General features: G+C 62.9%; 18 protein-coding genes and 1 tRNA gene. 14 read left to right on the top strand and 5 right to left on the bottom strand.

The features are described from left to right. Window positions 1-300 precede the first annotated feature (300 nt). Genes G545_RS15370 through G545_RS15365 form a run of 4 tightly spaced genes read left to right on the top strand, consistent with a single transcriptional unit; the run spans window position 301 to window position 8,860 of the window. Entirely contained in the window at window positions 301-2,223 is a 1,923-nt protein-coding gene (locus G545_RS15370) for a UvrD-helicase domain-containing protein (protein ID WP_081677814.1), read from the top strand. A 12-nt stretch (window positions 2,224-2,235) separates the two neighbouring features. Next, entirely contained in the window at window positions 2,236-5,412 is a 3,177-nt protein-coding gene (locus G545_RS14245; protein ID WP_081677813.1) for a helicase-related protein, read from the top strand. Continuing rightward, window positions 5,405-7,258 carry a DUF1998 domain-containing protein gene (drmB, locus tag G545_RS14240; RefSeq protein WP_036135763.1) on the top strand — a complete coding sequence of 618 codons (1,854 nt, stop codon included), beginning with the start codon at window positions 5,405-5,407 and terminating at the stop codon, window positions 7,256-7,258. Before G545_RS14245 ends, drmB begins: the two co-directional genes overlap by 8 nt. Before the next feature lie 6 nt (window positions 7,259-7,264). Then, the gene (locus G545_RS15365) at window positions 7,265-8,860 is read left to right on the top strand and encodes a DNA/RNA helicase domain-containing protein (RefSeq protein WP_081677811.1); all 1,596 of its coding nucleotides are present in this window, start codon (window positions 7,265-7,267) and stop codon (window positions 8,858-8,860) included. A 102-nt stretch (window positions 8,861-8,962) separates the two neighbouring features. Here the strand turns inward: G545_RS15365 and G545_RS15360 are convergent, their stop codons facing one another. Continuing rightward, complete coding sequence (locus tag G545_RS15360; RefSeq protein ID WP_231553146.1) at window positions 8,963-10,030, bottom strand: HNH endonuclease; 1,068 nt, start codon at window positions 10,028-10,030, stop codon at window positions 8,963-8,965. Window positions 10,031-10,722: 692 nt separating this feature from the next. Here G545_RS15360 and G545_RS0108805 point away from each other — a divergent pair. Both G545_RS0108805 and G545_RS15355 read left to right on the top strand, forming a co-directional pair. Continuing rightward, window positions 10,723-11,214, top strand: a complete 492-nt coding sequence (locus G545_RS0108805; protein ID WP_027070053.1) for a hypothetical protein — start codon at window positions 10,723-10,725, stop codon at window positions 11,212-11,214. Window positions 11,215-11,347: 133 nt separating this feature from the next. Further along, window positions 11,348-12,028, top strand: a complete 681-nt coding sequence (locus tag G545_RS15355; protein WP_081677809.1) for a recombinase family protein — start codon at window positions 11,348-11,350, stop codon at window positions 12,026-12,028. Window positions 12,029-12,194: 166 nt separating this feature from the next. Here the strand turns inward: G545_RS15355 and G545_RS0108800 are convergent, their stop codons facing one another. Together G545_RS0108800 and G545_RS15650 are read right to left on the bottom strand one after the other, a co-directional pair. Continuing rightward, on the bottom strand, window positions 12,195-13,100 hold the full coding sequence (locus tag G545_RS0108800; RefSeq protein ID WP_027070052.1) for a hypothetical protein: 906 nt from the start codon (window positions 13,098-13,100) through the stop codon (window positions 12,195-12,197). Then, a complete protein-coding gene (locus G545_RS15650; protein WP_154656553.1) occupies window positions 13,097-13,933 on the bottom strand; it encodes a hypothetical protein in 837 nt (278 codons plus the stop codon). Before G545_RS15650 ends, G545_RS0108800 begins: the two co-directional genes overlap by 4 nt. Before the next feature lie 444 nt (window positions 13,934-14,377). Between G545_RS15650 and G545_RS0108790 the strand changes: the two genes are divergently transcribed. Next, window positions 14,378-15,589, top strand: a complete 1,212-nt coding sequence (locus G545_RS0108790; protein ID WP_154656552.1) for a hypothetical protein — start codon at window positions 14,378-14,380, stop codon at window positions 15,587-15,589. Window positions 15,590-16,385: 796 nt separating this feature from the next. Here the strand turns inward: G545_RS0108790 and G545_RS15020 are convergent. Continuing rightward, complete coding sequence (locus tag G545_RS15020) at window positions 16,386-17,960, bottom strand: site-specific integrase (protein WP_331439504.1); 1,575 nt, start codon at window positions 17,958-17,960, stop codon at window positions 16,386-16,388. An 83-nt stretch (window positions 17,961-18,043) separates the two neighbouring features. Beyond that, a tRNA-Met gene (locus G545_RS0108780) sits at window positions 18,044-18,120 on the bottom strand. Between the two features lie 153 nt (window positions 18,121-18,273). On the opposite strand from G545_RS0108780, the gene G545_RS14225 reads away from it, so the two are divergent. From G545_RS14225 to hemN, 7 genes are all read left to right on the top strand, one after another. Beyond that, window positions 18,274-18,852, top strand: a complete 579-nt coding sequence (locus G545_RS14225) for an RNA pyrophosphohydrolase (RefSeq protein WP_081677808.1) — start codon at window positions 18,274-18,276, stop codon at window positions 18,850-18,852. A gap of 69 nt (window positions 18,853-18,921) precedes the next feature. After that, entirely contained in the window at window positions 18,922-19,119 is a 198-nt protein-coding gene (locus tag G545_RS0108770) for a (2Fe-2S)-binding protein (protein ID WP_027070048.1), read from the top strand. A gap of 86 nt (window positions 19,120-19,205) precedes the next feature. Beyond that, the gene (gene bfr, locus G545_RS0108765; RefSeq protein ID WP_027070047.1) at window positions 19,206-19,676 is read left to right on the top strand and encodes a bacterioferritin; all 471 of its coding nucleotides are present in this window, start codon (window positions 19,206-19,208) and stop codon (window positions 19,674-19,676) included. 214 nt (window positions 19,677-19,890) lie between these two features. Beyond that, window positions 19,891-20,640 (top strand): glycosyltransferase, encoded by a 750-nt coding sequence (locus G545_RS14220; protein WP_052106489.1) that lies wholly within the window; start codon window positions 19,891-19,893, stop codon window positions 20,638-20,640. A gap of 66 nt (window positions 20,641-20,706) precedes the next feature. Further along, window positions 20,707-23,313: a Fe/S-dependent 2-methylisocitrate dehydratase AcnD gene (acnD, locus tag G545_RS0108750; RefSeq protein WP_027070046.1), complete on the top strand. Its 2,607-nt coding sequence runs from the start codon at window positions 20,707-20,709 to the stop codon at window positions 23,311-23,313. A 169-nt stretch (window positions 23,314-23,482) separates the two neighbouring features. Next, window positions 23,483-24,682: a 2-methylaconitate cis-trans isomerase PrpF gene (gene prpF / locus G545_RS0108745; RefSeq protein WP_027070045.1), complete on the top strand. Its 1,200-nt coding sequence runs from the start codon at window positions 23,483-23,485 to the stop codon at window positions 24,680-24,682. 85 nt (window positions 24,683-24,767) lie between these two features. Continuing rightward, window positions 24,768-26,165: an oxygen-independent coproporphyrinogen III oxidase gene (gene hemN / locus G545_RS0108740; protein ID WP_027070044.1), complete on the top strand. Its 1,398-nt coding sequence runs from the start codon at window positions 24,768-24,770 to the stop codon at window positions 26,163-26,165. Window position 26,166 lies beyond the last annotated feature (1 nt).

Here is a 26,166-nt window from a genome sequence, read left to right as displayed (position 1 = left end):
GCTTGGCGGGTTCGGACCTGTCGCGATCAATGGTGGCTATGGGTGGACTTGAAGCGCAAGCAATCACGCTACTAAGTGCCTGATCCAGAAGCGTTTGACGTGGCCGCAATTCGATTACTGTACCAAACTTGAGGCCCGGTACTGTGGCGGGGGCGGCGCAAGCGTCGCGAGGTTGTTCAGTGGGCAATCCTGACTTCGCCTGTTGGGAAGGCGTGGAATTGGTGTGATCATCGGCAAGTGTGGCCTTCGGACAGTAGGCTGATGCCGCGTTGTAGCCAGCTAGCGAATCGCTAAGGAAGGGTGCTTGTGGGGGTACAGGGGCAGGGGGAGCAGCCCGGCAGCAGTGCCCTGAGGGGCGCGGGAACGCCGTGGACCGAGGAGCAGAGGCGCGTCATCGAGGCAGAGGCTGGGGCGCGAATCCTGGTCGACGCTGGGCCGGGGACGGGCAAGACAGCAACGGCGTGTGCGCGGATCGCTTGGTTGATCGAGACGGGAGGACTTGACGCGTCCGAAATCTGGTTAATCAGCTTTACCAGAACTGCTGTCCACGAGTTGCGCAGTCGAGTGGCGAGCTATGTTAAGGATCCGGCCACCATTGCTGCGCTCCGCATCGCCACAATCGACTCCCATGCGTGGGCTATCCACTCTGGATTCGACGAGCGCGCATCAATAAGCGGGTCTTTCGAAAGCAACATCGCGCGTGTCATTGAGCTTGTCCGTGAGCACGAAGGCGTTTTCGAGTACCTCTCAACAGTACGCAACCTCGTGGTCGATGAGGCTCAGGACATTGTCGGCTCGAGATCCGAACTGCTGCTCGAGGTTATCCACGCACTGCCGGAGGAAGCGGGCGTAAGCGTCTTTTCGGACGACGCTCAGGCCATTTATGGCTTTGCAGAGCCTGCCGATGGTGCGGTGGAGGGGAACCTGCCCGAGCAGATTCGCGAGTTCATGGCAGATCAATTCTGCGAAATGGATCTAAGTCAAGTGCATCGCACTCAGGACGCGACACTTCTGCAGGTGTTCGCTGAAGGGAGGCTGTTGATTCGAGGACAGGGACAGAAAGGCGCGGAGCGCCTTCAAGCCGTCAAGGATCTGATTGGATCAAGCAATCATGGACGCCTCGGCTTGTACCGCGATGATCTCAAGAGTCTGCCGGAAGATATCGAGGACGCTTTCCTGCTATTCAGGACGCGCGGAGAGGCACTGGACGCATCCAGCTGGTTAGCAGGCCGCCCTCATCGGCTGAGAATGGCCGGGCTGCCCGTCTGCGTCCATGGCTGGGTCTCGGTCCTATTCTGGGACTGGGTTGAGCCATATATGGAGGAAGCCGAGTTCACCAAGCGTTGGGCGTCACGGACGCCGACGTCCTCGGTGAACGCTGAGAGCGCTTGGAAGCTACTTCTTGGCTCGTTCGGACGAAACGATGGTCGGCTGTCGATTGTCAAAATGGCCACTCGGCTGGCAAGTGCCTCACCCCCGTTGGAGCTATCAACGCCCGAATTCGGAGCCACTGGCCCTGTGGTCGGGACCATCCATGGCTCTAAGGGAAGGGAAGCAAATGAGGTTCGCCTGTATCTGGCCGACTCCGCATTTCCTAATGGCGACGAGAGCAGTCTGGACGAAGAGGCAAGGGTTGTCTTTGTGGGAGCAACTCGTGCCCGGGGTCGACTTCATGTCGGGGGCGCCGCTTCGAAAGTGAGTTCAAAAACACTCAAACCCTCCGGTAGGGCATACACGCCCTACCATTGGGCCAACGGCAAGCCATGCGCGCGTGCGCGTGTGGAAGTCGGGCGGGCTCGAGATATTGACTCGGCGGGGCTTGTTGGTATTCGGCTTTTCCATTCACGTGCGGACGCCGAGGCAGCGCAAGCTCGAGTGATGAGCTTGGGCTCTCAAATGTGGCAAGGCTACGCCTCGTCGACGAGCGAAGCGACCGAATGGCGCTATCAAGTCTGCCTCAATGACTCTTCGGACCGCCTTTGTTACCTCTCGTCTACGTTGAACCACGACATGTTCGCCATAGCGAAGACCGTGGAGGAAAAGGTGAGGCTTGGACGCACCAGGCCTCCCTCCCAGCTGAGATACATGACGATTTTTGGGTTCCGAACGATCGCGCTCGCTCCGGATGACCCTGCTCGAGAGCTGCTTCATTCGCCGTGGCGGGAATCTGGGTTCCTTGCCGCACCAATGCTGCTCGCGTACCCGTTTGCTTACTTTCGGTGAGAGAAAGTGAAGATGTCGCCTGTTGAAGTCAGATGTCAAATCACGGAGCGCCTGCGCCGCGACCTGATCGGCCCGCATGAAAAGGACGAGGTTCTCGAGGGCGAACGCGTGCGGCCATCAGATGTCTATCTCACCGGGGTCCTGTGGCCGCTAGGTGAGCGAATGGGCGCTGAGGAAGATGACGGCGCTGAAGGTGACGATGAAGCGGATGATGTTCCATCAACATCTACCCCGGTCGGCCAACAGCGCCCCTGCACTATGGGGATCTCATTCTGTGTCGCCGAAACTGCCGGCCCAGCCTCTGTCGACATTGAGATCGAGTTCGCGACGTATCGCCACGAAGCGCTCACACCACCAAGGCACCGCTGGACGCGAGAGCCGCACCGCATCTGCCTGAAAAGCTACGAATTACCGGAGAGTAGCGAGAAAAGCCACTTGCTGAGCGCCGCGAACCTTGAGGCGACGGTGGATCTCCATGTCCGCACTCGTCGAAGCTCGGTTGGCACACTGGTGACCGTCACTCTGATCAACCGGAGCACGCCGCCGCGCGAGGAACGAAATGTCGGTGAGAGCCTCACGCTGTTTCAGACCAGAATGAGAATAACGCCCGCGGGCGACACTCGAATCATTCCTCGACCTCAGCGACTCGTTGCTAATGACGCGGATGAGAGAGTTGCTCGCCTTCTTTACCGGAACTCACCCGAGTTTGCGACAGGGCATCAATGCTCGGCGTCATGGCAATCAACCGGAGTTGAAGCCCAGGAAGTGACAACCGAGTGGATTCCCGAGACACCTGTCATTGCCTTTCGCGAAGATGGCCACGATGTCTTCGCCGGCTTGGTTGCAAGTGGCGCATTCCAAGCTGAGAGGTTGTCGCGTCTGGAGGACGACCTGCTTCTCGCGCAGCTCAAAAAGCTGCCCGAAGCATACGGTGAGTGGATCAAGCTCAAGCAGGGGGAGGCGGAAGGTTTGGCTGAGAGCCTCAGGCCGATTGCATCCTCCCATCTTCAGGTCTGCGCCGACGTCATGCGGAGGATGGAGACCGGCATCGATGCCATGGCAGCTGATCGTGAGTTGCTCGGTTCCTTCCGTCTCGCGAACGCAGCTATGGCGCTCCAACACTCCTGGAAGACTTCGGCCGGCCGTGGACCTTTGTGTTGGCGACCATTCCAGCTTGGCTTCATCCTCTTGGCGGCCGAGTCTGTCTGTAAGCCGGATGCTCACGGGCGCGATATCCTCGATCTGCTCTGGTTTCCCACGGGTGGCGGCAAGACAGAAGCCTACCTGGCACTGGTCGCAATGCTGGCGTTTCATCGGCGCACCCTGCACACCAACCCGGACGCCGGTGCAGGGAATGCTGCAGTTATGCGATATACGCTACGGCTCCTGACAGCTCAGCAGTTCGAGCGTGCGACGTCCTTGATACTCGCCTGCGAGCTCATCCGCAGGAACCGTGTAGCGGGTATGCCTTTCGATCGAGACGCTGGGAACGTGCCATTTTCCATCGGCCTGTGGGTTGGAGGCGATGCCACTCCAAACTCATTCAAGGACGCCTTGGCAAGCAGATCGAATCGAGACGGCACGAGTGCGGAGCAGATCGATTCCTGTCCTTGTTGCCAGGGGCCTGTCCGCTGGCACTACGATGAGCGCGCATCGTCGGTTCAGCCTTATTGCGAGAGCCAATCGTGTTCACTTGGCCCAGGTTTCGGTTCGTGGCCGGTGTTTACTGTGGACGAAGATATCTATCGCCAAAGACCTACTCTGTTGATCGGGACGATAGACAAGTTCGCTCTGCTCCCAACAAGAGCCGAAGTGGCAGATCTATTTGGGTTCGGAACAGACCAGTCACCCGACCTCATTATCCAGGATGAACTCCACCTGATATCTGGGCCATTGGGAACGATCGCGGGGATCTACGAAGTTGCTTTTGACTGGCTTTTGCGAAAAGGCCAGCGGCGAGCCAAGATCATTGGGTCGACCGCAACGATCAGGCGCGCTGCGGATCAGGTTCGAGCCTTGTTCGATCGGGAAAGTTGTCAGTTCCCACCGCCTGGAATCGATCATGATGACTCCGGCTTCGCCGTCAAGGATCTGACTAAACCCGCACGGCTCTATTTGGCAGTCACTACTGCAGGCCGGTCGGCCAAGTTTGCTCTGCAGGCCACCGCGGGATCGCTGCTTCAGTCGTGCGGCGATACTGTAGGCCTGTCGGACCAGAGTCGCGACGGGTACTCGACACTTCTCGCGTACTTCAATTCTTTGAGAGAGCTTGGCGGAGCGATCGTGCAGATGCTCGACGACGTGCCCGACTCCATGCGCTTGTACGCAACTCAAAGGGAGGAAGATGTGCGTTTAATGGCGCCTCCGCGTGAGCTTACCTCCCGCGTTTCACAGAAAGAGATCCTTGAAATACTGAATGAGCTAAAGATAAAGGCGGGCAATGCCGGCTCGGTAGACGTTGTGCTCGCAACGAACATGGTCAGTGTGGGCGTGGACGTTTCGAGACTAGGGCTGATGGTAGTCAACGGACAGCCAAAAACCCGATCAGAGTACATCCAGGCAACCAGCCGTGTTGGCCGTAGTGTCTTCCCCGGGATCGTAGTGTCGGTACTTAATGCTGCGAAGCCTCGCGATCGGTCGCACTATGAAACGTTCGTCGGGTGGCACTCCTCACTGTATAGGGACGTTGAGGCAACGAGCGTCACACCATTTGCATCCCGTGCTCGAGATCGCGCGTTGCATGCAGCCCTTGTGGCGATGATCCGCCACGGTGACCCGGCTATGCGGAGTCGTCCAGACTTGGGGGCTGCGCCGGACAGCCTGCTGGCGCACGTGGTAGCGGAGATAGAGCGGCGCGTGTCGTCAGTTGACGAGCGAGAGCTGCGGGCGTGTTCGAGTGAAGTTGACGAGCGCCTAGGTAACTGGGATGCGAGAAAGCCCGTCGCGTACAACAACCGGTGGAAGCCAAATGAATCGCTTCTCATCTCTGCGGACTTGAACGCACAGAGGCGGGCGGCGGGCAGGTTGCCCCCGGCGGCGTGGCCGACGATGAACAATATGCGCAGTGTCGAGGCTTCGACCCGCTTCAGAATGGCCGAAGTGTTGAGGCCGCGAGGCGGTCGACCGTCGGACCAAACTGCGGGCACTACGCAGAAGCCGGTCCCGAGGTGGAGGAAAACTAGTGGTTGATAACCTTGTGGGAGAGCTCCGGCGGAGCGCGGTCGTTATGACTTACGCACCCGGGGCCATCATGGATATGCGTGCCGAGCAGGGGCCTGTCTCAGGCGTGAGCGCAGGTCTTGAAGAGTGGGACTCAGGTGCCCCGCTCGCGGGGAACCTCAAATATCAGAAGGTGATCGAGCGGCGTCTCTGCAAGAAGCTCGGCAAGAAGTACTTCCGGCTTGCTCCCGTCTTGGACAAGGATGCGAAGTTGGCGGATGGCGTCACTCCAGATCCGGCCGCGCTCGTAATTCGACGATTTCCCGAGTGGCTCCAGTGCCCAAGCTGCGAGATCCTGCGGCCGGCGTCCAAGTGGGGCGCTCTTCCCGGACGTGCACACCGGTACTGCGCGGCGTGCACCAACGCGCGTCGGGACGAGAAGGTGTTCGCAATCCCGGTGCGCTTTGTGACTGCCTGTACCGAGGGCCATTTGGACGAGTTCCCATGGAACTGGTGGCTGCCCCACAAGCCCGGCTGCAAGTGTAGGGACAGGCTAAAGCTATCTTCCGTCGGTCCAGGCCTTGGCGGCCTCATCCTTGAGTGCCCAGAGTGCAGACAGCGTCGTTCGTTGGATGGGGCCTTTGGGGAGAAGGCGCTTTCGGGTCTGGTGTGCAACGGGAAGCGTCCATGGCTGCATACTCCTGATGCGTCGTGCAAATGCAGTGGAGATGAGGGGAGCTTTCGCGTCGTCCAGCGTGGCGCGTCCAACCTCTACTACCCTGTGACGGAGTCCGCGCTCGATATTCCACCATGGACTCGCACGCTGCAGCGGGTCCTGGGGGATTACTGGGACACGCTGCTGGATATTGTCGGGGAGGAGAGCCGGGTTGCCTACATCAAGTCCTCTCAGCATCTCAGCCGGGTCCTGGAGCGCGAAAACACTAGTGCCGAAGAGCTTGCAAGGGTGTTTGAGGAAATGCTCGTCGATGTTGACGCGATTGACACGGGTGACTTGAGGCGCGACGAGTACCAGGTGTTCACGGGGGCGGTCGATGAGCGGGACGAAGAGTTTGAAATCCATCGCGAGGTGGTACCGGACTCGTTGCGGGAGCACGTCATTCGAGTCGTCCGGGTGGCCCGTCTTAGAGAGGTTCGGGTAGTGAAGGGGTTCACGCGGATCTCGCCTCCGTTTGATCCGGAAGGAGGAGGTATTGCGCCGCTCTCCAATTCTGAGCTGGAGTGGCTGCCAGCAGTGGAAGTGAGAGGCGAGGGGATCTTCATTCAGCTCAATCCAGAAAGACTGAGCGTTTGGGAGCGTGATCCGGTTGTAGCTCAGCGCGTGGAGCCTGCAGCAAAGTCTTGGCAAGCTGATTGGAGGCGTCGGCATCCAAACGATCCAATCCCGTTTGATGCTTCACCGAGGCTCCTGATGGTGCACGCCTTTGCGCACGCGCTGATCTCACAGCTCACGCTTGAGTGCGGGTACTCAAGCGCATCCCTGAGAGAGAGGCTCTACGTCAGCGACGATGAGGACAGCGGGATGTGTGGCGTGTTGATCTATACGGCTACTTCCGACTCTGACGGAACCTTGGGCGGATTGCAGCGGCGAGCGAACCCAGAACTACTTGAACCCACTCTCCTTGGTGCATTGCAGTCAATGCGCTGGTGTGCAGCGGACCCTCTATGTATGAGTGGAGAGACTGGCGCGCCAGAGAGTCACTCGGTTGCTGCCTGTCACTCATGCCTGCTTGTGCCGGAGACGTCATGCGAGCTTCACAATCGCTTCCTTGATCGTGCTTTGCTTACCGAACGCATATGGGACGGCGCTCAGGGTGTCGAGGCGTCCGTCGGCTTCTTTGCGGACTTGGCGGAGTAGCGAATCATGGCAGTGATGTGGCCGCGTCGACTGCCGACGTGGGTGGTAAGCGATCCTCGCCGCCGCGCTGAGCGTGAGGTCTATGCTGCATTTCAGCAGACCTTGGATGACGCGTGGTCAGTTTATTACTCGCGTCCATGGTGGGGGCTGACTAGCACCGGCGCCGAGGTCGACGGTGAGGCGGACTTTGTGGTCGCTCATCCCCGTCACGGAGTCCTGTTCCTGGAAGTGAAGGGGGGGCTGGTCAGCCACAATCCGAGCGCCGGGTCTTGGACATCTAAGGACTCGATGGGAATAACTCATCGGATCAAGGACCCGCTCGGTCAAGCCATGAAGTCAAAGCATGAACTCCTGAAGAAGTTCAAAGCGGCTCGTGGATGGCCCGATGCGCGGGTTCGACTTAGACATGGGGCGATTCTCCCTGATTGCCAATCAAGAGATTCGCTGGTGGCGGGATACGAGCGCGAGCTCTTCTGCTTTTCAAGTGATCTCAGAGACAGATTTGAGGATTGGTTGCTGGCGCGCCTTTCGTCCCACGCCTGCTCTGATAGGGAGGTCGGCCCTGGTCGTGAAGGAATGGAGGCGATCGATAGAGTTATCGCTGCGCCTGCGAACCTGACAGTTCCGCTGCATCGCCAAGTTTCCGCGGATCTTGCCGAACAAGATGCACTTCTAACTGGCGCTCAGCTTCTGGCTATCAGTTCCATCGACGAATACCCTCGCGTCGTCGTAGAAGGCGGTGCAGGAACCGGGAAGACAGTTGTCGCGGTAGAGCTTTCCATCCGCTATGCAGGGAGGGGCTTGAGGACGTTGTTGTGCTGTTTGAGTGGCGCATTGGTGGAGGACTTGCGCCGCCGCATCGGGGATCAGGCCAACCTTGACGTTGAGACACTCGAGACCGTCGTGAGATCTCCTCGCGACCGCTACGATGCAGTGATAGTAGATGAAGGGCAGGACGTAGACTGGAATCAGTGGGATGAGCTTGAGCGCTGCCTCTTGTCCACCGGCCTGCTTCGCGTTTTCTTCGATTCGAATCAAGCAGTTTACCGAGCGAGGGATGACCTTCAGACGAGGCTGCAGGCGTCAGGATTTCCATTGCGCCTGAACTTGAGGAACACCCGGCGGGTCGCCGCAGTCACTGAGCGACTGTACCGCGGACCATTAATCAGCTGCTGCGGGCCTGAGGGCCGGCGCGTCGTTCATCTGGAGGTGCCATTTTCCAGAGGTCCGGATGAAGTAGTGGACGCGGTGCGTGAGCTGGTTCGTGATCAGGAGATGCTGCCGACGGAGATCGCCGTATTGGTTCCTGGTCTGAAGGTTGCCGATGCAGTAAGAGCCATGCTTTCCGCGGCGGGGTTCATGACAACGAACGCCCTTCAACGGGATGCAGGCGCTGTGACAGTGGACACCATAGCTGGATTCAAAGGCTTGGAGTCGCCAGCTGTCATTCTGTTAGTGGACTTCGTATCGGCCAACAATGACGAGCTCAGTTACGTCGGGGCATCCAGGGCCAGGTCACTACTAGTGATAGTGGGAGCTGTGGCAAGAACAAAGCTAGGGAAGGCAGTTGGCGCCGACACTGGGAGTGATGCTGGCGCATGACGTGTTCTGGTGGGCCGGCTCGGCAATACGGCAGGGCCGGGATGGTCACCGGCCCTAAGGAAAACACTTGGAGAGTTCGCATCTCGAAATTCCAGTTGCGTTTTATGGATGTCCTTCGGGTCCACCGGGATCCTTGTGAATTCCATGAGAATGCGCGGCGGGTTCCTTAGCCATTTTTTCTAGACCGCATGGGGTCATGTGGTTACGAACAAATATGCTCCACCTAAGTTGCAGTGCTGCCGCCGATGGTAGTGGTTTTGTAAGTCTAGTTCCGTCAAGCTGGGCGTAGCCGCCAAGAGCGGCGGCTTTCGAAAACTTGGCCGTCATGGTTATCGGCTCGATCGCCAGGTGTCCAAGGTCAAACAGTGTGTGCAGATCGGCGCGGAGCAATAGTCCGTTTTCAAGGTGGTGGTCTGCCGCGCCCTTATATGGAGAGATGTGTGCGGCTTCCAACAGGTCGAGAAGTTCGCATCCGCTAACCGCACAGCGACCTCCGTAGGCTCTTATAAGTCGCCTGCGAAAGCTCTGCTGCCCGCGTCGAATCCGGATTGATCTCAGCACTGCCTCGCGCTCGTCGCCCTCCCAGATCGCGTAATTCGATGGATTTTCGGTGGCTGGTGACGCATCAGCGTCTCCTGGATCAAGCGTCTTGCTGAGAGCCGCTGTGCGGAGCAAATCGCCTGCCGACAGAAAAGCGCCGCCTAATACTTTCGCAAGCTTGCCAACGTCAAGGCGTTCGATCGCAAGCTGGTCGTTGGGGGAGGCTGCAGCCTGCTTCAGTAGTCTTGCGTCGAGGTTGGGAGGCGCAGTCCGAAATGTCTTGCCGTAGTGGGCAGTAAACGATCTGACATCGACAATATTCTCGACCGGATTCTCGAATTCGGCGCGGCACTTCGAACAGCGCCAAGCCGGATTTCTCGATTTGCGCTCACGTACATTTACAGCGCCGCAGCTTGGGCACCGACGCTCCATCTTGCTTCCCGGTTGCGACGAAACTGACTCAACCAGAGCTGCACCAAGTATATGTGTGGCATTTCGGACGAAGACCACATCGCCCTCTGCGAGCTGTTTGTGGTTTGGAACTCGACTGTCATACGTGTAATACGCGGAGGGGTTTTCTTCGTAGCCATCGTTGCCCCCGTACTGACGACCTGAGTCGATTGTGATCAATGACCAAGCGTTCGACATGGCTTGTTATCCTTCCTCATCAACTCGCGTTAGGCCCGAGCATGACTGAGACGAGCTCAGGGGCCAAGGCATCGTCCGCGTCATCCTCTGATGCATTTCAAGCTCTGCGAATCCAGAATTAGTGGATCTCCTATAGCGCAGCCAGAGCTTTTCCTACCGTACCTGCGCGCCTGCAGAGTGAGGGTAGTAGCTCCTCTGGAGGTGATTGTATGGTCAGGATCATTGAGATTGCCGGCGGCTTCGAAGTTGTCTCCTCTCGGCACCGAGAATTCTTCGACAGCCGTCTTAGAGCACTGATGGCAGCGCATGCTCTTGCGGCCGGGGGGGGTGAAACAGATAGCCGCGATCACGAACGAGAGTCCTCAGGACCGGAGTGGCGCTGTGCGGCCCTTCGGTTCGCCCAGCGCGTAGTCCTTCCGGTGGCGAGTCGTGGGTCTGCCTGAGGCTGGGCTGACGCTTTCGAGAAAAATTTCCGCGGGCCTTCGATGAGCGACTGCTAGCTGGATTCCCCCCATGCCCCCGTCAGGTAGTAGTGATAGGGCGAATGTGGCGTGTGCGTTCGAGCGACTATAGCGGTGCAGCACGCAGGCTCAGAGAGCAGGCGCGGTTCCAGGCCGCCGCTTGCAATGGTGGCGGCCAAACCATTCAATGAGAAGACGTTGTCGGAGACTTGTATGCGTTCGAAGTACTCAGTAAGGGTAGTGCGGGCTGCTGTTGAGGCCGCGGTGATCGAAGTCGAGGCTGAAGATGCGTCGACTGCAATGCTTCGCGCTGTCGAGCTGGCCGCGAAAGATGTGGCGTGGGAGAGAATTACGGCCGAAGAGGACTACACCGTTCACCCGCTGTCCGCAGAGCGTGAGGGCGAGGCGTGGGCGCCGGACGATGGCCTCGTACACGGTTACGACAGGTTTCTCCTGCTCCATGCAGACACGAGTAGTGGCGAGGGCGAGCTCCTTCTCGAGCCTTGGATGAGTCAGGAGTCAGACTTGCTGGTGGCTGATGTGACCGGCGATTGGATCGGCAGGCTTGAAGCCGTGCTCGAGGACCAGGCGGGGGCATACCTCCGCGACCTGCAAGCGAACCACGCAGGTGGAAACGTCGTGGACTTTGGTCTGTGGGCTGCCAGGAGGCGCCTGCGGCAGATGGCCGACTTGGCTGACAAATGACCTTCGTTCGGAGCCGCGAGCTAGGTGTCGGCAGTGCCGCTCCTCTAGGCAGGCCGCTCAATGCGGACGCGCTGGACCTCCATAACCGCCTGATGTACAAAGTCGCCTAACGACCGTTACGCGGAGTTGTACAGTGAAGTACGTGGCCTACCTACGTGTCTCGACAGCCAGGCAGGGCCAGTCGGGGTTGGGGCTGGATGCCCAGCGTGGCGCCATCTCCGCATTCGTATCCCAGCGCGGCGGTACCGTCTTGGAGACTTTCGTCGAGGTTGAGAGTGGCAGGCTCGACGCCCGTCCTCAGCTCACCAAGGCCCTGCACCTTTCCAAGGTTACGGGCGCCACGTTGGTGATCGCCAAGCTCGACCGCCTCTCTCGCAACGCTGCCTTCCTTCTGGCACTGCAGGACAGTGGCGCAAAGTTCATCGCTGCCGATATGCCAGACGCCAACGAACTGACTGTGGGGATCATGGCGCTGGTGGCTCAACAGGAGCGTCAAGCGATCTCAAGGCGCACCAGAGAAGCCCTGCTGGCAGCCAAGGCTCGGGGGCAGAAACTCGGGAATCCGAACGGAGCAGCGGCACTGGTTCGGGCGGCACAGGGCAATGTTGCAGCTGTGGCAGCCGTGCAGCAGAAAGCAATCCGACATGCTGAGGCGCTCCGCCCAATTCTATGTGAGCTCCACACAGCTGGGGTAGAAAGTCTCGGAATGATTGCAGCCGAGTTGAATCAACGTGGCGTCCTGACGCCTCGAGGTGCGCGCTGGCATCGGTCCTCAGTCGCTAACCTCAAGAAGCTCTTAGAAAAGATGAACTGAAAGCCGCGATGGCCTTTTCGTGGGAGTCCTGCTTGGAGCCGGACTTGTGCGATTCAGCGTACGCGCAAGTGAAGGCGTTCAGACGTAGCTCTTCAAGGCATCAGGAATCAGCTTCGCCAAGTCCCTAACGTCCGCACACGGTGGCTGGTAGGTACAAGGATCCGCCTCAAGCAGCCTCAAGCCACTCCTCTAACTTCTCGGAAAGCGATTCTGCATCCTCTCCCTGCTCGACCTGGATGTTTGCCACCTTTCTCAGCTGCCACGAGGCCTCGTCAATTTCGTTGTCTATCGCGTTCAAATCGTCCTGCGAGTAGCCCTCCTCCTCCATCGGCCTCATGACGAATAAGCCCAGCCGCTCGGTTGGGGATTGTGCCTGCACCGTTCCGAGATCGAGACCGGCCTGAGCGAGCTGAAACTTCCGCCTGTACCTCTCCTTTGCCCAAAGCGAGACCACTGTCGCGCACAACTTCCCTGGAGCCCGAATCGGAAGATCCAGTTGGTGCACCTGACCTGTAGGTTCACTCAGTGTCCATGGACCGCGCGCGATGTACGGCAGCGCCCTCTGTCCCATACGCTGCATGAGGCGCTGAATGACGCTATCCCTTGCCGTTTGGGTAGAGATGCTCCTCGTGCGTGTTGTGCGCACTCCTTTGGCCCCTTCTGGCCGCTTGCCAATCGGCACCGTTGCCTCGTAGAAGCTCGAGAGGATCTCGCTGATGCTGGTACCGGAAGCGTACCTGCCGCCACTCAGCGAGACGTGTGCGCTCAGCTGGGACAGCCTGAAGTCTTCCCAGTTCGCACCGTCAAAGGCCTCTTCGATCAGCATTGAGAGCTGCTCGAAGCTTTGGACATCGACTCGGTCGTCATACAGGCACTTCAACCTGGACAGATCCCGGGCCATCCTCAGGTGAACGCGGCTTCCTTCGTCGACGAAGGCCACGCCGGCGTTGAGGAGCTCACCGCTTCCCAAGTCAGGGCGGATCTGGAGGTTGTGCCAGCGCCCTGAGACCGCGTGTTTCGCCCTGTGGTCTTGGCACGCGATGAAGGCTGCGATTTCATCTGGATTCTTCATGCAACCACCCCAATCCTTCGCGCAATAGAGCCGGGGGCAGAGCGCCCGTGGAGGAAATCATGTGCCGCCCTCGAGTCGAGAGGGTCAAGCAAGTGGTCGAGCAGCTGCTTCAGCTCGGGCATGGCAGGAGAGACCTTCGAGACGATGGTGGTGTACTCGGCCATTACCGCCCCCCTGAAAGGCAGCGTTTCTGCGGCCGGACCTAGGAGGTCACGAACAACGTTCATGAAGGCGTTCCCGGCCACGAGGTCCGGTCGACGCCACGCAGGGCCAGTCAGGGAACGTCCGTGGTCGATGAGGGTGAGCGAGCCGGGGCTGTGAAGCAGGTTGCCAAGGTTGCGGTCGACATTAGCGATGAGATCATCGAGCGCAACGATGCTTGGCGTGGAACAATGCTTAATCAGGAACTCCCGCGCCTGTGCCATCGCATGTATCAGGGCGGCTGACCCTTGGGGAAGCGCTTGGAGGTTCCAGGTAGCACGGATCGAGGGAAACCCGGCATCTTGCGACCACCAGCCGATCACGGGTTGACCGGGATCGAGCCACGCGGGCGGGGTGGAAAGTTGCGCGTGCTGCAACGAGATCAAGCCGGCCGTCGGGGGAACCGGCAGGCCTGCACGCTCCGCGCAAAAGTATCCGACCAGTTCATTTACCAGCCCGCGAGCCGTTTGGCCGCCTACGTAAGCCCTCGGGTAGACCTTCACGAATGCGCGCACAGGGGCTTCACTGGCGGCAACCGTGAGTGACGCTAGATGCGTGTACTCGACCCCACTTTCGTCGAGAGGTGCGAGTTCGCCCCGATACGAGTTGCTGCCCAGCAGTATCAGTGGCATGCCGCCTCCCCAGAGCGATGGATGCGCAACACTCTACACAGGAGCGTTCTCACTTGCTGAGCCGTGGAAAGGCGATTGCCGACTGGGCACGCTCGGCAGGCAAACCCTGAATGCCAAGGAAGCAAGACACCTGATTCCTCACAGGCTTTTTAAAGTGGTTCCCAAGGGCCGCCTTGGATCTACAGCTATCGTCAAACCGACGAACAGCGCCGTCTCCCTGACGGCTCTTCTTTAAGTTCCTGAGAGGGGCGAGAATACTAACGCGCGCGGGGCGCTGTGCGAGCCTCCGGTCCTCTCGCGCTGTCTCGACTCTCACACCCGCATCCCCTCCGCCCGGAACGGGGCATCGACTTTTGCAGCTGGCTGATGGACGAAACAACACGCAATATCCCGTTGGATAAAGACCGCCCTTTCGAACCTTCCAAGACCCCAGCCAGTCAACCAATGCGACAGCTGGTGGCCGAAGTGTTGGTGAAAATTGCCGAGACGGAGAACCGCGTTCGACGTCGGCGGCCGGCGGATCAGATAGTCCACGAGGCGGCAGTATCAGCGCTCGTCTGTGACCTAGTACACCGCGAGTTACGCGAGTCGCGAGCATGGCTGGTGGTGGAGCTGTCAAATTCTGCCTTGGCACCAGGGACCAGGAGAGCACCGTTCCTGACTGAGCAATTTCGCAGTCTGGTACGGACGTTAGGATCACCTGAGGTTGACATAGTCGACCTGCAGCTGGGTCATCGATCCCCCTTCGGGGGAGTTCGGTCGACGATTCGCGCCAGTGCTCGGTTGATCGAACGGATCAACGAGCTCGAACTGACTTTCAGGGACATCGGGCGAAACTCCGCTCTGATGGGTGACCCCATAGTCCTGCGAGGCCCCAAGATCAATGGCAGGTCGGGAAGACTTACTGTCCCTGATGCGCCGCTGGCTCACCAGCTCCGCGCCGAGATGGTAGAGATCAATGAGTGGCTAGCTCAAGCAGATCTCGGTTGGGCAGGGTGCGAGGTCTCCGACGGCGTCGACTTGGGGCAGCGCTACCTCAGGCGCATCTTCAACGATGGCTCGTTGGAGCGCGGCGGCCGCCTCTTCAACGGGTTCTGGCAAGAGCTCAAGAAGGAAGCACGGCAGGACTTGCTTAGAATCGAAGGCCGGCCTGTTGCGTCCTTGGACTTCGCTCAGCTCGCCGTACGACTCGCGTACGGCCAGGTCGGGGTTGAACCTCCCACTGGCGACCTCTATGGCGTGCCGGGCGTGGGGGCCTCACGCGAAGGGGTAAAGAAGGTCTTCAACGCGCTGCTTGCTGCAGACAAGCTCCCAACCCGGATGCCGCAAGGAACCCGGCAGCTCTTCCCGAGGTGGGTCAAGATTGAGGACGTGATCAAGGCAATCAGTCTTCGGCACCCCGCATTGGTTCCATTGTTCGGGACCGCGCAGGCTCTGGTGCACCAGAATATGGAAAGTCGTGTAGTGGTCAAAGCGCTGTTGGCGCTGAAGGAACGGGGGGTGATTGCTCTTCCTGTTCATGACTGTTTACTGGTCAAGGACGAGCATGCGTCACTAGGAAGAGAGGCTCTCGAAGAGGCCTTCAGGGACATAACGGGGGTGAGGGGCAGGGTGGAGGTGGAGCTACCTAAGGTATCTAGCTCGGCTCCCCTTTAGTGGGGGGCGTAAGCCCAAGTTCGTGAGGTCGTTAGTTGGTCATGCCCGGCTTCTTGACCTATCAGTCCGGCCTTCCGCCATTGTTTGCGCCGACCTCCGTTCGTACGCCCGTATTCTCTGCTCTCGGATTCCGCTGCTGTTCCGGCGGGAGCGGGTCCCGCAGCGTCAAGTGTTCAAAGGGTTCCCCCGTGGGGACGCGCTTTGCGGCCTGAACTCGATGGGTGTCCATTGACTTAGGATAGCGACGTCGGTCGCCACGCAGGCGACACATGGCGCGTAGCGTCTAGCCGGCGAGTAAGCCCGGCAGGCGGGCGTTCCAGGAAAGGGCGACCCTGGCCACTTCCGATTTCTCTGAGCGCTCGCTAGACGGGAAAGGCGCATACGCTTCCTGCTTGGCGGCTGCTGCCCCCTGAGTCCCACGCGGCGCGCCCCCGCAGTCGTGCGAGGTGGCTGACCTCTGGGGGTTCGATTACTCCTCACCCTAGGAGGACAGATATGGTCTGAGATGTTGGCCGCATGGGAAGCGGGTGACCCGTCCGCGTGAACACAGACTCCCTGAGTACGCGTCAAGCCGCTGCCCCTCCTTCGCCGCAGGAGCGTTCCTGACGCGCTTCAGGCGCCGCGGCTAGCCCTTCCCGGCGCCACTCTCTCACGAGGCTCTACGGGCCTCCTAGCGCGTCCCACGAGCCGCTGGGGAGTGCTCAATGCGCTTCGAGGAATGCGGCACTCCGTGCGACTCAGTCGCTGCCGAATGTGCCCCCTCCTATCAGTTTTTTTGCACGCGTCAGGCGCCAAGTCAGATAGGTAAGGAAAGCTGACTCAGCACTTGGTGAAGGCGTTGCACGTCGGTCCTCGCCCCATAGCGACCCGTGGTGATGCTGTCACTCTCATGGCCAAGAATTTCAGCGATGTGGTACTCGGGGACGTCAAGACCCTTTAGGCGTGTTGGGATGGTGTGACGGAAGCTGTGGGCCGCTGTCTTCTTTGGGTCGTCGACACCGGCCTTTCGCAGGCGATGCGCCAAGAGCTTCTGGAGCTTGTCGACAGCACTCCGTGTGGCATCGGCGGCTGTTCTAACCTCGGCCGGCCAAAGGAATCCTTCGGATGCACCGGCTACAAACTCCAGGAGTCCAAGCTCGACGAGGCGCGGGTGCAGGGGTACTAGGCGAGCGCTCGACGCGGTCTTCAGGCGTTTGCCGTCCGCGGCGTCATTGATGTCGATAACCCAGGTTTCGCCCTCGCGGCGGATGTCGCGCTTCTGCAGCTGCGCGGCCTCGCCGAGCCTGCACCCGCTGAACGCCATGATGTACGGGATCCAGTAGAGGTAGGGACGCCTCGTTCGCTCCTGTCGGAGAACATTGAAATAGGCGACTAGGTCCTCGTCGTCGAAGGGCTTGCGGTCGTCTTGCGCTCGACCACGTTTGACATCCTTCAAGACCGAAGCTGGGCTCTGCTGAACATAGTCATGCTCCTCCGCCCAAGAGAAGAAGCTCCGAACTGCTTGGTAATAGGCGTTGACGCTATTCGGCGCGAGTCTTGGGATGCTCGGGTCATCGCCAGCTGCCTTCAGCGCCGCGCTCGGCGTGAGGCCAGGAAAGCGCTTCTTCAGATTTGCCGGTAGCGCAATCAGGGACAGGCCGAGGCGGCGCATGTCGTCCTTGGTTACTGACCCGATCTCCGGGTCTCCCAGCAAATCAGCGAGAACAATTAGGTAACCGCGGTACTGGTGCTCTGTCCTGGGGGACCAGCTCTGGAGTGCCACTCGCTCGTCGCCGTAAAGCTGTGCGACTTCCGACACCCTTGGGGTCGCCTTGGGCGGCTCGGGATGCGCGTGTGGTTGGCTAGGTGCCCATCCCACAGGCAACCGCAGAGTTTCTCCTGAAAGCGCAGCGAGCTCTGCCTTGACGGCTTCGAGCTTCGCTTCAATCAGGCGGCGCGCAAGCTTCCTCTGGGTCTCTGGTTCCGCACCGGGCAGCATTTGCCGCGCCATCGCCATCCCCGGTGCGCAATCGGCATGCGCCAGTGCAGCGGACAGCCGCTCAGCCTCCTCAATAAGATCGAAGCGGTGAGCGTCCAGCCCTGTCTCTTCCCACCCCTCCAGAGCCAAGCGGTTCTCGATCTCATCAAAGGTCGCTTCGAGATAGCGTCGACTCAGCCGGTTCAGCTCTTCCTGCGTCATCTTGCTCTTGCGCTGACGTACGAGCGCCAGGTATGTACGGATGTGGGTTTCCCACAGTGCAAGGCGGCGGGATGCTTCCCGGCGGTCGCCCGTGCGCAGGCTGCGGGTGATCTCGACCCTGCAGAGGCGACCTTGGAGGTCAACCGGCACGATCACTCTAGAAGTGTAGGTCTTACCGCGTCGCTGTAGCACTTTCTGCAGCGTTCCCTGTAGCGCGGCGCTGGGAACGTCAGAAACGCTTGCAAGTCCTTGTCGCGTAAGCTATTCGCAAGGACTGGTGGCTATGGGTGGACTCGAACCACCGACCCCAGCATTATGAGTGCTGTGCTCTAACCGGCTGAGCTACATAGCCACGGGGAACCGCCAATTTTCCGGGCCTTGGGCGGCCGTGTCAATGACCACGGCACCCGCACTCTCCCCGCCTGTACGGCACGCCGTCGCCGCCTTGCCGACCCCGGCACCCCGTGGCAGAGTCGATCACAGTGACGCTTCGGGAGTCCGCGCCGTGATCGATCCGGACGGGTTTCGCCCCAACGTGGGCATCGTGCTGATGCACGACGACGGGCGGCTGTTCTGGGCCCGGCGGGTACGGCGTGATGGGTGGCAGTTCCCGCAGGGGGGGATGAACACCGACGAGACGCCGCTCGAGGCGATGTACCGCGAGCTGAACGAGGAGACCGGGCTGGAGCCGCGGCACGTCGAGGTCCTGGGCACCACGCCGGGCTGGCTGCGCTACCGGCTGCCGGAGCGTGCGATCCGCCGCCACGAGAAGCTCGTGTGCATCGGGCAGAAGCAGGTCTGGTTCCTGCTGCGCCTGACCGGCCGCGAATCCGACGTCCGGCTGGACGTGACCAGCACGCCGGAGTTCGACCACTGGCGCTGGGTGGACTTCTGGTACCCCGCCGAGCACGTGGTCATGTTCAAGCGCGGGGTCTACATCCGGGCGCTGCAGCACCTGGCACCGTTCGCGCGGGAGGTCGCCGGCCCCCACGCGGTGCCGCCCCCGCAGCCGGAACTCACCCGCAGGCGACGCCGGCCACCCCGCCCCGGCGGCGCGCAGCTGCACCGTCCGGCCCGCGCATGATTGACAATCATTCTCATTCGTAGTGGAATGACGACCGCGCCTCCCCCCGGCGCGCAATCGTCTTCCGCCGTGTACGTCTGCATCTGCAACGCCGTCACCGACCACGAAATCCGCCAGGCTGCGACGGCCGGGTGCAGCTCGATGGCCGAACTCACCATGCGCACCGGCGCCGGATCGTGCTGCGGCACCTGCATCCCGGAAGCCGACGACCTGCTGGCCGCCACCCGCGCGGAGCTCGATCTCCCGCTGCTCGAACAGGCGGCCTGACCCCTTCCACCTGCAGGTGATTCGCGTTCCGCCACCCCGCGTGGCGTCGCGCTAGAGTCGTGTCATCCCCACCACGGAGCACGGCCATGAAGGGCGACGCGAAGGTCATCGAGTTCCTCAACAAGGCGCTCTACAACGAGCTGACCGCGATCAACCAGTACTTCCTGCACGCCAAGATGCTGAAGGACTGGGGCCTGAAGGAACTGGCCGAGCACGAGTACGAGGAATCCATCGACGAGATGAAGCACGCCGACGTGCTCGCCGAGCGGATCCTGTTCCTCGAGGGCCTGCCCAACTTCCAGGCGCTGGGCAAGCTGCGCATCGGCGAGGGCCCGCGCGAGATCCTCGAGTGCGACCTGGCGCTGGAGCTGGACGCCCTGCCCCTGCTGCGCGAGGCGATCGCCTACTGCGAGTCGATCGGCGACTACGTCAGCCGCGACCTGTTCGCCGACATCCTCGAGTCCGAGGAAGAGCACGTGGACTGGATCGAGACCCAGCTGGCGCTGATCGCGCGCATCGGGGAGCCGAACTACCTGGCGCAGCAGCTCGACAAGTAGGCCCTGCAACGCTGCGGGAGACACTGCCAGCGATCGTGCGCGGCGCAAACTGGGTTGGACCCCGGTGCACACCGGCCTGGAGTCGATCCTGTCCAGCGCCTGGCGCTGGCACAGCGTGGTGGCGGCGCTCGATATCGCCGTCTGAGCCGCGCGGTTCACTTGCCCGGCCTGCGCGGAGGGCCACACTCGGGTGTCCACCTTGCCCGTGCCCGCGATGCTCTCGGTCATCATCCCCGCCCACGACGAGGAACGCCTGATCGGCGCCACCTTGGAGGCGCTGCGCGAGGCCACCGCCGGGCTGCCCGGCGGGGTCGAGGTGATCGTGGTGGACGATGCGTCCACGGACCGGACCGCGGAGATCGCCCGGTCGCTTGGTGCGCGGGTGCTGCACGTATCCCACCGGCATATCGCCGCGACCCGCAACGCCGGGGCGGCAGCGGCGCGGGGCGACCGGTTGCTGTTCCTGGATGCCGACACCCGGGTGGACCGGCAGGTCGTCGAGGCCGCCATGGCAGCGCTGGACCGGGGGGCCGTCGGCGGCGGCACCGCAGTGCGCTTCGCCGGCCCCCTGCCCCTGCACATGCGCGTGCTGGAGCGCGCCTCGATCCTGGCGTTCCGCGTGGCCGGCATCACCCCGGGCTGCTTCGTGTTCTGCACCCGCCCGGCGTACGAGGCGGTGGGCGGCTTCGACGAGCGGCTGTTCGCCGCCGAGGACGTCGCCTTCGGCAGGGCACTGGCGCGCCACGGGCGCGTGGCCATCCTGCGCGAACCGGTGCTGACCTCGGCGCGAAAGATGCGCACCTACTCGCTCGGTGAGAAGGCCCGCTTCCTGGCGCGCTTCGCCTGGGACGCCCCGCGGATGCTGCGCTCGCGCGAGGCGATGGTGTTCTGGTACGGCGGGCGGCGGCATGACGCGCTGGACGAGCCGGGCCCGGACCGGGAGCGCTCAGGGGGCAACCGGTAGAATGACCGGCTGACCCGCGCGGTGACCGCCACCGGCGCGGGACCCTCTCGCAACGCCAGGTCCGCCATGAATTCCCAGTACCGCAAGCCGCTCCCCGGCACCCAGCTCGACTACTTCGATGCCCGCGAGGCGGTGGACCGCCTGCAGCCGGGTGCCTGGGACCGCCTGCCCTACACGGCGCGGGTGCACGCCGAGAACATCGTCCGCCGCGCCGAGCCGGACATGGTCGATGCCTATCTGGGCCAGCTGGTCGAGCGCCGGCGCGACCTGGACTTCCCGTGGTTCCCCGCCCGCGTGGTCTGCCACGACATCCTGGGCCAGACCGCGCTGGTCGACTTGGCCGGGCTGCGTGACGCGATCGCCGAGAAGGGCGGCGATCCGGCGCAGGTGAACCCGGTGGTGCCGGTGCAGCTGATCGTCGACCACTCGCTGGCGGTGGAGTACGACGGCTCCGACCCGGCGGCCTTCAACCGCAACCGCGAGGTCGAGGAGCGCCGCAACGCCGACCGCTTCCACTTCATCGACTGGACCGCCGAGGCCTTCGAGAACATGGACGTGATCCCGCCGGGCAACGGGATCATGCACCAGATCAACCTGGAGAAGATGTCGCCGGTGGTCTACGTGCAGGACGGCGTGGCCTTCCCCGACACCTGCGTCGGCACCGACAGCCACACCCCGCACGTGGACGCGCTGGGCGTGATCGCGGTCGGCGTGGGCGGGCTGGAGGCCGAGAGCGTGATGCTCGGCCGCGCGTCCTGGATGCGCCTGCCCGACATCGTCGCCGTCGAGCTGTCCGGCCGCCCGCAGCCGGGCATCACCGCCACCGACATCGTGCTGGCGCTGACCGAGTTCCTGCGCCAGGAGAAGGTCGTCGGCGCGTACCTGGAATTCCGTGGCGAAGGGGCGGCGGCGCTGACCCTGGGCGACCGCGCGACGATCTCCAACATGGCCCCGGAATACGGCGCCACCGCGGCGATGTTCTTCATCGACGACAACACCCTGGACTACCTGCGCCTGACCGGGCGCGAGGAAGAGCAGGTCCAGCTGGTGGAAACCTACGCGAAGCACACCGGCCTGTGGGCCGACGCGCTGGCCACCGCCGAGTACGAGCGCACCCTGCACTTCGACCTGTCGTCGGTGGGCCGCAACCTGGCCGGTCCGTCCAACCCGCACCGGCGCCTGCCGACCAGCGCGCTGGCCGAGCGCGGCATCGCCGCGGACATGGCCACCGCGCGCGAGCAGGAGGCCCAGGGGCTGATCCCCGACGGCGGCGTGATCATCGCCGCGATCACCAGCTGCACCAACACTTCCAACCCGCGCAACGTGATCGCCGCCGGCCTGCTGGCGCGCAACGCCAACCGGCGGGGGCTGGCGCGCAAGCCGTGGGTGAAGTCCTCGCTGGCGCCCGGCTCCAAGGCGGTCGAGCTGTACCTGCGTGATGCCGGGCTGCTGGAGGAGCTGGAGAACCTCGGCTTCGGCATCGTCGGCTTCGCCTGCACCACCTGCAACGGCATGTCCGGCGCGCTGGACCCGAAGATCCAGCAGGAGGTCATCGACCGCGACCTGTACGCGGTGGCCGTGCTCAGCGGCAACCGCAACTTCGACGGCCGCATCCATCCGTATGCCAAGCAGGCCTTCCTGGCCTCGCCGCCGCTGGTGGTGGCCTACGCGATCGCCGGGACGGTGCGCTTCGACATCGAGAAGGACGTGCTGGGCGTGGACGCCGACGGCAACGAGGTCACCCTCAAGGACCTGTGGCCGAGCGACGAGGAGATCGACGCGATGGTGGCCGCGCACGTGAAGCCCGAGCACTTCCGCCAGGTCTACGAGCCGATGTTCAGCCCGCGCGCCGCCCTCGGCCGCAAGGTCGAACCGCTGTACGACTGGCGCCCGCAGAGCACCTACATCCGCCGCCCGCCGTACTGGGAGGGCGCACTCGCCCGCAAGCCGTCGTTGGCCGGCATGCGGCCGCTGGCGGTGCTCGGCGACAACATCACCACCGACCACATCTCGCCGTCCAACGCGATCATGGCCAGCAGCGCCGCGGGCGAGTACCTGGCGTCGATGGGCCTGCCGGAGGAGGACTTCAACTCCTACGCCACCCACCGCGGCGACCACCTGACCGCCCAGCGCGCGACCTTCGCCAACCCCAAGCTCATCAACGAGATGGCGGTGGTCGACGGCGAGGTGAAGCAGGGCTCGCTGACCCGGCTGGAGCCGGAGGGCAAGGTCATGCGCATGTGGGACGCGATCGAGACCTACATGGAGCGCAGCCAGCCGCTGATCATCATCGCCGGCGCCGACTACGGCCAGGGCAGCTCGCGCGACTGGGCCGCCAAGGGCGTCCGCCTGGCCGGCGTGGAGGCGATCGTGGCCGAGGGCTTCGAGCGCATCCACCGCACCAACCTGGTCGGCATGGGCGTGCTGCCGCTGCAGTTCGAGACCGGCATCACCCGCAAGACGCTGGGCATCGACGGCAGCGAGACCTACGACGTGCTCGGCGAAGTGGCCCCCGGCGCCACCCTGACGCTGGTGATCCACCGCCGCGACGGCGAACGCCTCGAGGTGCCGGTGACCTGCCGGCTGGATACCGCCGAGGAGGTGTCGGTGTACTCGGCCGGCGGGATCCTGCAGCGGTTTGCGCAGGATTTCCTGGAAGGGCACGCCGCTTAGGTTTTCCCTTCTCCCGCTAGCGGGAGAAGGTGCCCGAAGGGCGGATGAGGGCGCCTTTGCTTCTTTCGGATCAGATCAAAAGCAAAAGCTCCCTCACCCCAACCCTCTCCCGCACGCGGGAGAGGGGGTAGGAACGCGCGAAGCACATAGCACTAACCAGAGACGACCGATGACCCACGCCCCCCAACTCCGCATCCCCGCCACCTACATGCGCGGCGGCACCTCCAAGGGGGTGTTCTTCCGCCTGGAGGACCTGCCGGAAGCCGCACGCGTGCCCGGCCCGGCGCGCGACGCATTGCTGATGCGGGTGATCGGCTCGCCCGACCCCTACGGCAAGCACACCGACGGCATGGGCGGGGCGACCTCGTCGACCAGCAAGTGCGTGATCATCTCGAAGTCGTCGCGGCCCGACCACGACGTCGACTACCTCTACGGCCAGGTGTCCATCGACACCGCCTTCGTCGACTGGTCGGGCAACTGCGGCAACCTGAGCACGGCGGTCGGCCCGTTCGCGGTCGCCAACGGCTTCATCGAGGCGGAGCGCATTCCGGACCACGGCACCGTCGAGGTGCGGGTGTGGCAGGCGAACATCGGCAAGACCATCGTGGTGCACGTGCCGGTCGCCAACGGCGAGGTGCAGGAGAGCGGTGACTTCGAGCTCGACGGGGTGGCCTTCCCGGCGGCCGAAGTGGTGGTCGAGTTCATGGATCCGTCCGACGACGAGGGCGACGGCGGGGCGATGTTCCCGACCGGCAACCTGGTCGACGATCTGGAGGTGCCCGGCGTCGGCACGCTGCGGGCGACGATGATCTCCGCGGGAATCCCGACCGTGTTCGTCGACGCGGCCGACATCGGCTACGACGGCACCGAGCTGCAACCGGCGATCAACGGCGACCCGGCGGCGCTGGTGAAGTTCGAGGCGATCCGCGCCCACGCCGCGCTGCGCATGGGCCTCATCGAGGAGCTCGCAGGCGCCGCGAAGCGCCAGCACACGCCCAAGGTCGCCTTCGTGGCCCCGCCGAAGGACTACGCCGCCAGCAGCGGCAAGGCCATCGCCGCGGGCGACATCGACCTCAACGTGCGTGCGCTGTCCATGGGCAAGCTGCACCACGCGATGATGGGGACCTGCGCGGTGGCGATCGCCGCGGCCGCAGCGGTGCCTGGCACGGTGGTGAACCTCGCCGCGGGGGGCGGTGAACGCAATGCGGTCACCTTCGGACATCCCTCGGGCACGCTGCGCGTAGGCGCCGAGGCGCGTCAGGTCGACGGCCGGTGGACCGTGTCCAAGGCGGTGATGAGCCGCAGCGCGCGGGTGCTGATGGAAGGGCGGGTGCGGGTGCCCGCGGGCACGCTGGACGCCACTGGCTGAACGGCCGGGACGCCCTGCGGCGTCCGCGGCACCGGATTGACGCGGGTCAAGGCGGGGCGCCGGCGGCGCCCGTAGCCTGCTCTCCATGGCCAGCCAACCCTCCTTCGACACCGGGCTGCTGCAGCGCTACGACCGTGCCGGTCCGCGCTACACCTCCTACCCCACCGCCCCGCAGTTCCACGCGGACTTCGGCGAGGAAGCGCTGCGCGCGGCGGCGGCGGCCAGCAACGGCGACCCGATCCCGCGGCGGCTGTCGCTGTACGTGCACGTGCCCTTCTGCATGAGCCCGTGCTTCTACTGCGGCTGCAACCGGATCATCACCCGCGACCTGGCCCGCGGCGAGACCTACCTGGTCCGGCTGTACCGCGAGATCGCGCTGACCGCACAGCTCTTCGACCGCGACCGCGAGGTGATCCAGCTGCACTTCGGCGGCGGCACGCCGAACTTCCTGTCCCCGGCCCAGCTGGAGGAGGTCGTGGAGACGCTGCGAAGCCAATTCACGTTCTCCCAGTCAGGCGAGCGCGACATCTCGATCGAGCTGGACCCGCGCTTCGTCAAGCCGGCCGACGTGCTCGAACTGGGCCGGATTGGCTTCAACCGCGCCAGCCTGGGCGTCCAGGATTTCGACCCGGCCGTGCAGGAGGCGGTCAACCGCATCCAGTCGGTCGAAGAGACGATGGCGATCATCGATGCCTGCCGCCAGGCAGGCTTCCGCTCGGTCAACGTGGACCTGATCTACGGGCTCCCGCGGCAGACCCAAGAGGGGTTCTCCCGCACCCTGGACACCGTGCTGGAGGCGCGCCCGGACCGGCTGGCGGTCTACAGCTACGCCCACCTGCCGCAGATGTTCAAGGCGCAGCGCCAGATCAACGCCGACGAGCTCCCCAGTGCCGCCGACAAGCTCGCCCTGTTGCAGCTGGCAATCGGCAAGCTGACCGACGCTGGCTACGTCTACATCGGCATGGACCACTTCGCCCTGCCCGACGACGACCTGGCGCGGGCACAGGAGCGCGGCGGGCTGCACCGCAACTTCATGGGCTACACCACCCACGCCGACACCGACCTGGTCGGCATGGGCGTGAGCGCGATCAGCCACATCGGCGACAGCTTCAGCCAGAACCCGCGCGACCTGCCCAGCTGGCAGATCGCCCTGGACGAGGGGCGCCTGCCGGTCTTCCGCGGGATGCAGCTGAGCGAGGACGACCAGCTGCGCGCGGACCTGATCCAGCGCCTGATGTGCCAGGGCGAGATCCCGGTCGGCGCGCTGGAGCGGCGCTACCTGATCGACTTCAACGCCTACTTCGCCGATGCGCTGGAGCAGCTGCGCCCGCTGGCCGAGGACGGCCTGGTGCGGTTCGAGGACGGGATGATCCGCGCGACCTCGCGCGGCCGGCTGTTACTGCGTAACATTGCCATGTGCTTCGACGCCTACCTGACACCGCCGAGCGCGGACACCGCGCCCCGCTTCTCACGCTCGATCTGAG

The organism is Lysobacter defluvii IMMIB APB-9 = DSM 18482, assembly GCF_000423325.1.
Lineage (GTDB): Bacteria > Pseudomonadota > Gammaproteobacteria > Xanthomonadales > Xanthomonadaceae > Novilysobacter > Novilysobacter defluvii.
Note: the sequence above shows the minus strand (reverse complement) of the source record. Positions and strands in the feature narration are given on the sequence as shown.

Excerpts from the sequence above, each read along its gene's own strand:
- G545_RS14245 (WP_081677813.1), top strand. The coding sequence starts at position 2,236 with ATGTCGCCTGTTGAAGTCAGATGTCAAATCACGGAGCGCCTGCGCCGC.
- G545_RS15365 (WP_081677811.1), top strand. The coding sequence starts at position 7,265 with ATGGCAGTGATGTGGCCGCGTCGACTGCCGACGTGGGTGGTAAGCGAT.
- G545_RS0108805 (WP_027070053.1), top strand. The coding sequence starts at position 10,723 with ATGCGTTCGAAGTACTCAGTAAGGGTAGTGCGGGCTGCTGTTGAGGCC.
- G545_RS0108800 (WP_027070052.1), bottom strand. The coding sequence starts at position 13,100 with ATGAAGAATCCAGATGAAATCGCAGCCTTCATCGCGTGCCAAGACCAC.
- G545_RS15650 (WP_154656553.1), bottom strand. The coding sequence starts at position 13,933 with ATGCCACTGATACTGCTGGGCAGCAACTCGTATCGGGGCGAACTCGCA.
- G545_RS0108790 (WP_154656552.1), top strand. The coding sequence starts at position 14,378 with ATGCGACAGCTGGTGGCCGAAGTGTTGGTGAAAATTGCCGAGACGGAG.
- bfr (WP_027070047.1), top strand. The coding sequence starts at position 19,206 with ATGAAGGGCGACGCGAAGGTCATCGAGTTCCTCAACAAGGCGCTCTAC.
- G545_RS14220 (WP_052106489.1), top strand. The coding sequence starts at position 19,891 with ATGCTCTCGGTCATCATCCCCGCCCACGACGAGGAACGCCTGATCGGC.
- acnD (WP_027070046.1), top strand. The coding sequence starts at position 20,707 with ATGAATTCCCAGTACCGCAAGCCGCTCCCCGGCACCCAGCTCGACTAC.
- prpF (WP_027070045.1), top strand. The coding sequence starts at position 23,483 with ATGACCCACGCCCCCCAACTCCGCATCCCCGCCACCTACATGCGCGGC.
- hemN (WP_027070044.1), top strand. The coding sequence starts at position 24,768 with ATGGCCAGCCAACCCTCCTTCGACACCGGGCTGCTGCAGCGCTACGAC.